Here is an 8,597-nt window from a genome sequence, read left to right on the forward strand (position 1 = left end):
AGATGTGTATAAGAGACAGGCCCCCGGCCGGTCCGTGTACCGCCCCCGGGCGCCGCGCAGCCCGGCCCAGATCAGCCCCGCCACCGCTGCGGCCGCCAGCGGGCGCGGCTGGTCGCCCGCCCGCAGCAGCAGCCAGGCCGGACCGGCCAGCCCCAGCAGGTCGGTCAGCGCGGCCAGGGCCGGACCGGCCGGCGGTTTCCGCCGGACGGGCGCCCGGTCGGCCGGATCGCGCTGTACTGTCGGGGCCCTCCACAGCTGTTCCAGGGCCGCCGTGCGATTCCGGGACGCGGCGGTCCGGGGGCGCGGCGCGCCCCGGAGCCCCACCGGTCCGGGTAGGTCGGTATCAGGTATTTCGACATGCCCCATGAACCCCCCAGTCACAGTCGCACCCCCATGAACGGGGCGTATCCGTCGATCCCATGGACTGACGGACGCGCCCTCGCTCGGTGCACGATATCCACACACGTGACATTTCGCTGGAGTTCCCGTGAAGTTCAGACGGCTCGGTCCAGACGCCTCCGTTCGGCCGGAACCGTCCGATGTCGCCTTGTGGGTAAGGATGTTGATGGAGCGACAGACGGGTAAGCGCTTGTGCCGGGCGGCGTCGGGGAGCGGTCCGCGGAGGCACTGGCTCCGGTGGGGGCGTCGCTGCGGGGTCAGCCGGCTCCGGCCGGCGGCAGGGTTTGCTCGGTCCAGATGGTCTTCCCGGTCGGGGTGTACCGCGTGCCCCACCGTTGGACGAGCTGAGCCACGATGAAGAGGCCGCGTCCACCCTCGTCGTCCGCCGCGCTGTGCCGCGGGTGCGGAGAGGTGTGGCCGGTGTCCGCGACCTCGCACACCAGGGCGCGGTCCCGGATGAGGCGCAGCCCCAGCGGCCCGCCCGCGTACCGGACCGCGTTGGTGACCAGCTCGCTGACGACCAGCTCGGTCGCGAAAGCCAGCTCCTCCAGCCCCCAGGCCTTCAGCTGACCGGTGGCCAGCTCGCGGGCGCGGCCCACCGAGACCGGTTCGGCGGTCAGCTCCCAGTCGGCCACCCGTTCGGCGTCGAGTTCGCGGGTGCGGACCAGGAGCAGGGCGGTGTCGTCGGCGCTCGTGCCGCCGGGCACCAGCTCGGACACCGCCCGGTCGCACAGCTCCTCCAGCGACGCCGAACGGTCGCCGAGCACCCGGCCCAGCGTGTCCAGGCCGCGTCCGATGTCGTGGTCCCGGGCCTCGACCAGGCCGTCGGTGAAGAGCGCCAGCAGGCTGTCCACGGGCAGGTCGAACTCCATCGACTCGAACGGCAGCCCGCCGAGACCGAGCGGCGGCCCGGCGGGCAGGTCCGGGAACGACACCTGGCCCTCCGGGCCGACGATCGCCGGGGGCAGATGCCCGGCACGGGCCATGACGCAACGCCGGGAGACCGGGTCGTAGACCGCGTACAGGCAGGTCGCCCCGGTGGTCAGGTCATAGGTCTCGGCGGCCCCGCCGAACGCGTCCGACCGCTCCTCCGCCGGCTGTCCCACCAGATCGTCCAGCCGGGTCAGCAGCTCGTCGGGGGCCATGTCGAGCTGCGCGAAGGCCCGTACCGAGGTGCGGAGCCGGCCCATGGTGGCAGCTGCCTGGAGCCCGTGCCCGACCACGTCGCCCACCACGAGGCCGACCCGGGTCCCGGACAGCGGGATCAGGTCGAACCAGTCCCCGCCGACGCCGGTCACCTCGTCGGCCGGCAGATAGCGGTGGGCGGTCTCGACGGCGGACTGCGGTGGCAGGTGATGGGGCAGCAACTGCCGCTGGAGGGCGAGGGAAGCGGTGCGCTCGCGGGTGTAGCGGCGTGCGTTGTCGATGCAGACGGCGGCCCGGGCCGCCAGCTCGTCGGCCAGGGCGACCTCGCCGTTGTCGAACGTGGTCGCCCGGTCGGGGTCGAGCGTCCGGCCGGAGGCGTCGGGGCCCGCGCCCCGGTCGAAGGTGACGAGCCCCAGGAGGCCGCCCCCGGCCCGCAACGGGACGACCAGGGTGCCCTCGTCGAGCACGAGCCCGCCCGAGGACAGGCTGCGGTTCTGCGGCGATCCGGGCGGATAGGCGACCGGCGGATACGGCTTCCGGGGGCCGCCGGGGCCGCCGGGGCCGCCGGGGTCAGCGGGGTGGGCGGGGCCCCGCGCCGTCCCGGCCGGGACGGTCGCTGTCGGGCCGGTCCCCGGGAGACCGGGATCCGGCGTACCGGCCACGGGCGACGACCGTTCCGCCACGCGCAGCAGGGACATGTCCGCCGGGCTGCCCACCGCCGCCGTCTCCCCGGTCACCGCGGCCCGGGTGACATCGACCCGTACGGCGGCGGCGAAGCCGGGCACCGCGACCTCGGCGATCTCCTCCGCGGTGGTGGGCACGTCCAGGACCGTGCCGATGCGGCGGCCGGCCTCGACGAGGAGGGTCAGCCGCTCCTGGACCCGGTAGCGGTCGGTGATGTCGAACGCGTCCTCGCACACGCCGAGCACGTGCCCGTGGGCGTCCTCCAGGCGGTAGTAGGCGCAGGACCAGAGGTGGTCCCTCCCCGGGTCGCTGGGCGGCTGCCCCCGGAAGTGCAGGTCGAGGATCGGCTCGCCGGTGTCGAGTACCTGACGCATGACGCCGTCGAGCGTCTGCGGATAGCCGGGGGACATGAAGGAGCCCCCGGCGTACAGTTCGTCGGCCCGCTTGCCCCGGAACGCGGCGAGCGGCAGTCCCATCTCCCGCTCGAAGGCGGTGTTGCTCCAGCTCAGCCGCAGGTCGGTGTCGTAGATGGCCAGGCCGACGGGTGACTGGGTGGCCAGCCCCTGGAGCAGGGCGAGCCGCGACTCCCAGTGCAGCTGGGCCCCCACCTCGGCCGCCACCAGGATCCGGTCCGGCCTGCCGGGGCCGTTCTCCCCCGCTCCGCCCGGCAGCGGACACATCGCCGTCGCCACCAGCAGCTCACGGCCGTCCCGGGTGTGTGCCACGCGGATCTCGTTGCCGATGAGGGGCGGCGGACCGGGGCCGGGCGTCCCGGCCGCCTCCGCCGGGAGAGCACCATCGGCCGGCCGCATCGAGAGGAACGCGGTCAGGGGCCGCCCCAGGGCGTCGGAGGGGCGGTGGCCGAGGAGCTCGGCCGCCGCGGGGCTCCAGCCGATGACGGTGCTCTCGGCGTCCAGGACCATCGTGGCCGCCCTGGTGATGTCCAGGGGGCCGCGGAAATCGGCGCTCTCCGCCGTGCTCGCCGCGCTCACGGCGCGACACCGGCCCGGTTCATTACCCTCAGAATCCGCCCTGCCCGGGAACGGCACAACCGCGGTGACCTGGGCCGCGCCCACCGGGCCCGGGGTCAGCGCACCCCGTCGGGCCGGAACTGCACGCTGATGCGCGGTCCGACGGCCCGGGCGGTCTTGGGGATCGCGTGCTCCCAGGTGCGCTGGCAACTGCCGCCCATGACGATCAGGTCGCCGTGTCCGAGCGGTCTGCGGACGGGGGCGGGACCAGGGCGGCGCGGTCGCAGCGCGAGGTGCCGGGGGGCTCCCAGGGAGAGGATCGCGACCATCGTGTCCTCGGTGCTTCCCCGGCCGATGGTGTCCCCGTGCCAGGCGACCCCGTCCCTCCCGTCCCGGTAGAAGCAGAGCCCCGCCGTGGTGAACGGTTCGCCCAGCTCGGCCGCGTAGTGCTCGCCGAGCCGGGTACGGGCCGCCTCCAGCGCCGGATGCGGCAGGGGGTCGCGGCGGCCGAAGAAGGCCAGCAGCCGGGGGACCGCCACCACACGCTCGTACATGACGCGCTGCTCGGCCCGCCAGTCGACCTCGCGTACCAGCGTCTCGAACAGGGTGTCCGCGCCCCGGAGCCATTGCGGCAGCACGTCGATCCAGGCCCCGTGGCCCAGATCGGTACGCCGCACTCCGCTCAGGGGGCCGGTGCCGACCTCGGCCTCCTGGTCGAAAAGTGAGCTTTGCAGGTGTACGGCCATGAGGAGAGCCTAACGCTATTCGAGCAGGTGTGCGAATAGCGGGATGCGGTGGGCCGTCTCGGCGACGCCGGCCCCGCCGGGTGCGGGCTTCCGCGAAGACCGGCCCCCTGGGGCGGCGGACGTGCGCCGCGACCAGGGCGGTGGGGGAGCCCTCACCCCGGACGCACGTTCGGCTACCGTTCCCTCCGTACCAGCGGACGTCTCCAACCCATGTTGCTCTCCGAGGAGTTGCCTTCCATGCCGCAGATCACCGTCGACTACTCCGGCACGCTCGCTGCGGCCTTCGACCGTCAGGCCTTCGCGCTCGCCCTGCACCCGCTCGTCGCGGCCACCGCCGACGCCCGCCCCGAGGCCTGCAAGACCCGTTTCCGGCGGGTCGAGGACTTCGTCATCGGCGATCGCACCGAAGGCCATGCCGTCCTGCACATAGAGATCGGCCTGCTCCACGGCCGCACCGACGCGACCAAGATCCGCCTCGCGGACGCCGTGCTCGCTCTGATCGCCGCCCACATCAAGCCGGTCGACGGCGTCACCCTGCACTCCTCCGTCGAGATCCCCACCCTGGACGCGTCCTACCGGAAGCGCTGAACGGTCATCGCGTCGGGTGGGCAGGACCGGAAGGCCGGAACAACGAATGAGTGGAGTGTCAGACATGCGTGGAGGCAGCGTCGCCGTGGTCGGCGGCAGCATAGCGGGGTGTGCCGCGGCCCTGGCCGCGTCGCGCGGGGGAGCGGAACGGGTCACCGTCCTGGAACGCGCCGACGCCCGGCTCCGTGACCGGGGGGTGGGCATCGCCCTCCACAGCGACCGGTACGACGAGTTGAGGGCGGCGGGGTACGTCGCCCCGGAGATGCCCTGGGCGCCGCTGACCCGGCGGGTGTGGAGCGTGCGGGACGGCGAGACCGATCACGGCCGGGTCGTCGGCGAGCAGCCGTTCCCCTTCCGCGCCTACAGCTGGGGTTCCCTGTGGAGCGAACTGCGCCGCCGGGTGCCCGAGGAGGTCTCCTACCGGTCCGGCGCGGTGGTCACCGAGGTGGAGCCGGACGCCGACGGGGTGACGCTGCGGCTCGCGGACGGGCACCGGGAGCACTACGACGCCGTGATCGGGGCGGACGGGTACCGTTCGATCGTCCGCGAGGCCATGTTCCCCGGAGCGGACGCCACGTACGCCGGATACGTCGGATGGCGCGGGACGTCGCCGGACGTCGCGGACCTGCCGTCGGACGGACACGACGCGCACAACATCGTCTTCCCCGGCGGTCACTGCATGATCTACCGCATCCCGGACGGCGTCGGCGGACACGTGCTCAACTGGGTGCTCTACACCGCGCCCCCCGAGACCGACGGCCTTCACCCCGACCTGCGGGCCCCCACCTCCCTGCCGCCGGGCCGGCTCAACTCCGAGCTCACCGCGCACCTGAGGGCCCTGGTCGCCGACAACTTCCCGCCGTACTGGGCGGCCAGGGTCCTCCGCACGCCCGCCGAGACCACCTTCATCCAGCCCATCTACGACCTGGAGGTACCGCACTACACCTCGGGACGGATGGTGCTCGTCGGCGACGCCGCCAGCGTCGCCCGGCCACACATCGGCGGCGGCAGCGTGAAGGCGCTCCAGGACGCCACCGCCCTGGAGGCCGCCTGGAGGGCCGGGGGCAGTTGGAAGGAGGTCCTGGAGAGCTACGACGCCGGGCGCGGGCCCGTCGGGTCGGCCATGGTCGCGCTCGCCCGCCGCATGGGCGCCGCGCAGGTCGAGAACACACCCGACTGGTCCGCCATGGGCCGGACCGAGTTCGACGCGTGGTGGCAGGACCAGAACAAGGGCTCCGACCGGCGCAGCGGCTTCGGCGGTCACAGCATGAGGGCCGGGTAGCCCGTCCTGGGCGGGAGGAGGGCGGTCCCGTACCGCGCCGCGCTCCTCCCGCCCGCGGGTCAGACCGCCGTCGGCGCCAGCTCCAGCGCCGCGTGCAGCGCGGTGCCGTCGGCGCGGGCGTCCGCACCGTCCATGCGCAGCGCCGTCCGCCCCGAGGTGAGGACCGTGATCGCCCCGGCGGACGCGACGGCCTGGGCGGGGCTGGGGGACACGAGCAGGACGGCGATGCCCTCGGCCGCCAGCGTGACCACCAGCTCGTGGACCTGGCGGACGAGCACCGGCGCGAGGCCCTCGGTCGGCTCGTCGAGCAGCAGCACCCGCGGCGAGCCGAGCAGGGCGCGGGCCAGCGCCAGCATCTGCTGTTCGCCGCCGGACAGATCCGTACCCCGGTTGCCCCGGCGCTCGCCCAGCCGGGGCAGCAGTTCCACGACGCGCGCGGGGGTCCACACGCCGGGTCGATCGGTGTCGCCCCGGCGCGGCGGACGGTACGACAGCCGCAGGTGCTCGTCGACGGTGAGCCCGGCGAACACCCGGCGGCCCTGCGGTACGAGTCCGATGCCGGCGCGGGCGATACGGTGTGCGGGCTGCCCCGTCACCTCGCGGCCGTCGAGGCGTACGGTTCCGGCGCTCGGGCGCATCAGCCCGGCGACGGTGTGGACGAGGGTGGTCTTGCCGGCGCCGTTGTGGCCGACGACGGCGTGGACCGTGCCGGGGGGCACCGACAGGTCGAGCCCGTGGAGGACGGTGCCGCCGTGGTACCCCGCGGTCAGGCCGGTGATTTCGAGCATCGGGCGTCGGTCAACCTCTCGCTGGTGCGGTGGACGGTTCGGCGGTCCCGGCCCCCTGGCGCGGTGCGGCGGTCCCGGTTTCCCGGCCCGGGGCGGCGGCCGGGCCCGCAGTCGAGCCGGTGCCGTGGTATGCGTCGCGGACCTCGGGATGCGCCAGCACCTCCTGGGTCGGGCCGGTGACGAGAACCTTCCCGGCAGCCAGCACCGTGGTGGTGGAGGAGAACTGGGCGACCACCTCGACGTGGTGCTCGACCAGGATGACCGCGACGCTCGGCGGCAGGCCGTCGAGGATGGAGAGCAGCCGCCCGATGTCGCCGTCGGTCAGTCCGGCCGCCGGCTCGTCCAGGAGCAGCAGCCGCGGGTCGCCCGCCAGCGCGGCGGCGAGGTCGAGCATGCGGCGCTGCCCGTGCGAGAGCGTGGCGGCCGGCCGGTGGGCGAGGTCCGCCAGGCCGACGGTCTCCAGACGGCGGCCCGCGGACTCGGTGTGCAGCCGGTAGCGGGACGGGCTGCGCCAGGCCCCGCGCCGCTTCGGGTGGTGCGGCCAGCCGGCCAGGACGACATTGTCCAGCACCGACAACTCACCGATTACCGACGGTTGTTGGAAGCTCCGGGCGACGCCGAGCCGGCTGCGCCTGGCCGTCGGTGTCCGGGTGATGTCGACGCCTTCCAGGGCGATCGTGCCGTGGTCGGGCCGGTCCGTGCCCGCGATGAGGTTGAGCAGGGTGGTCTTGCCGGCGCCGTTGGGACCGATGACGGCGTGCCGGGCGCCCGCCGGGAGCCGCAGGCTGACGTCGTCGACGGCGGTGAGGGTGCCGTACCGGCGGGTGAGCCGGGTGAGGTCCAGTACGGGGGGCTCCGGTGCCTCGGCGGTCGGTGCTGGTGTCATGGGGAGACCTTCCCGGCGGGGTTCGGGGCGGGCGTTGACGGGGGCCGGTCCTCGGTCACCGATGCCCCGGACGGCGGCCCGCTCCCGCCGGATCCGCCGAGCAGGCCCGCGAGGCCGCGCGGCAGCACGTACACGGTGGCGACGAAGAGCACGCCGAGCAGCAGCGGCCCGTGGCCCGGCCAGGAACCGGCGACCCAGTCCCGGGTGGCGACGATGAGCCCGGCGCCCAGCAGGGCGCCGATCACGGACGTCGAACCGCCGATGACCACCGCCAGCAGGGCGAACGCGGCGATCTCGAACCCGACGTCGGCGGGGGAGAGGTACTGCTGGACGGTCACCATCAGCGATCCGCCCACGCCGGCCAGGGCGCCCGCGCAGACGTGGGCCACCAGCAGGTAGCGGCCCACGGGGTGCCCGGAGGCGCGCATCCGCGCCTCGGCGCCCCGGGTGCCGGTCAGCAGCTTCCCCGCCGGCGAGCGCAGGACGAGCAGAGTGACGGAGACGGCGACGACGGCGACGACGAGCGCGTAGTTGTACAGCTCGCTCTCCTCCAGCATCCCCTCCCCGCCCCACAGCGCCCGCGTGGCCGGGAAGCCGACGAGACCGTCGGCGCCGCCGGTGACGGACTTGAGCTGGTTGATGACCGCGCCGGTCAGCTCGCCGATGGCGAGCGTGATCATCAGGACGGTGGTGCCACGGGCCCGGATCACCGCGGGCCCCACCACCGCGGAGAAGACGGCGGCGGCGAGTGCCGAGAGGACGATCTGGACGGGACCCACGGTCCACCCCGCGTCCGCGAGGTTCGCGGTGGCGTACGCGCCCACGGCGAACGGCGCGGTCTGCCCGAGGGTGGGCAGTCCGGCGTAGCCGGTGAGGATGGTGACACTGACCGCGAGCAGCCCCAGGGCCAGGGCGGATCCGGCCAGCGAGATGCTGTACGCGTCGAGCAGGGCGGGCAGGGAGATCAGCACGACGAGCAGGACGAGCAGCGGGGCCGCCCGGCGCCACGCGGCCCCGCCCGGCAGCCGGCCCGTCCACGCCGCCACGCGGCTCCCGTGCCCGTGGGGCGCTGCGCCGGAACGGTCCGCCCCGGACGCCTCCGCGGCT

7 protein-coding genes and 1 pseudogene are annotated in these 8,597 nt (G+C 74.4%); 2 read left to right on the plus strand and 6 right to left on the minus strand.

The window, feature by feature from the left end; genetic code table 11:
• From CR470_RS32985 to CR470_RS32995, 3 genes and pseudogenes are all read right to left on the minus strand, one after another.
• Positions 1-324 (minus strand): annotated as a pseudogene (locus CR470_RS32985) (sugar transferase); the annotation flags it as partial.
• Between the two features lie 332 nt (positions 325-656).
• Positions 657-3,221 carry a SpoIIE family protein phosphatase gene (locus CR470_RS32990; protein WP_097871132.1) on the minus strand — a complete coding sequence of 855 codons (2,565 nt, stop codon included), beginning with the start codon at positions 3,219-3,221 and terminating at the stop codon, positions 657-659.
• 95 nt (positions 3,222-3,316) lie between these two features.
• Positions 3,317-3,946, minus strand: coding sequence for an alpha-ketoglutarate-dependent dioxygenase AlkB (locus CR470_RS32995; RefSeq protein WP_097871133.1), 630 nt, complete (start codon positions 3,944-3,946; stop codon positions 3,317-3,319).
• A 237-nt stretch (positions 3,947-4,183) separates the two neighbouring features.
• Between CR470_RS32995 and CR470_RS33000 the strand changes: the two genes are divergently transcribed.
• Together CR470_RS33000 and CR470_RS33005 are read left to right on the plus strand one after the other, a co-directional pair.
• The gene (locus tag CR470_RS33000; RefSeq protein WP_097871134.1) at positions 4,184-4,534 is read left to right on the plus strand and encodes a 5-carboxymethyl-2-hydroxymuconate Delta-isomerase; all 351 of its coding nucleotides are present in this window, start codon (positions 4,184-4,186) and stop codon (positions 4,532-4,534) included.
• Positions 4,535-4,598: 64 nt separating this feature from the next.
• The gene (locus CR470_RS33005; RefSeq protein ID WP_097871135.1) at positions 4,599-5,816 is read left to right on the plus strand and encodes an FAD-dependent monooxygenase; all 1,218 of its coding nucleotides are present in this window, start codon (positions 4,599-4,601) and stop codon (positions 5,814-5,816) included.
• Between the two features lie 59 nt (positions 5,817-5,875).
• Here the strand turns inward: CR470_RS33005 and CR470_RS33010 are convergent, their stop codons facing one another.
• The 3 genes from CR470_RS33010 to CR470_RS33020 all read right to left on the minus strand — a co-directional run.
• The gene (locus tag CR470_RS33010; RefSeq protein WP_097871136.1) at positions 5,876-6,604 is read right to left on the minus strand and encodes an ABC transporter ATP-binding protein; all 729 of its coding nucleotides are present in this window, start codon (positions 6,602-6,604) and stop codon (positions 5,876-5,878) included.
• 10 nt (positions 6,605-6,614) lie between these two features.
• On the minus strand, positions 6,615-7,490 hold the full coding sequence (locus CR470_RS33015; protein WP_097871137.1) for an ABC transporter ATP-binding protein: 876 nt from the start codon (positions 7,488-7,490) through the stop codon (positions 6,615-6,617).
• Positions 7,487-8,597 (minus strand): branched-chain amino acid ABC transporter permease (locus tag CR470_RS33020; protein ID WP_257138995.1); only part of this gene is annotated, 1,111 nt, incomplete at its 5' end. The genes CR470_RS33020 and CR470_RS33015, both read right to left, overlap by 4 nt.

The sequence above is a fragment of the Streptomyces sp. rh34 genome (genome assembly GCF_002551245.1).
Classification (GTDB): domain Bacteria; phylum Actinomycetota; class Actinomycetes; order Streptomycetales; family Streptomycetaceae; genus Streptomyces.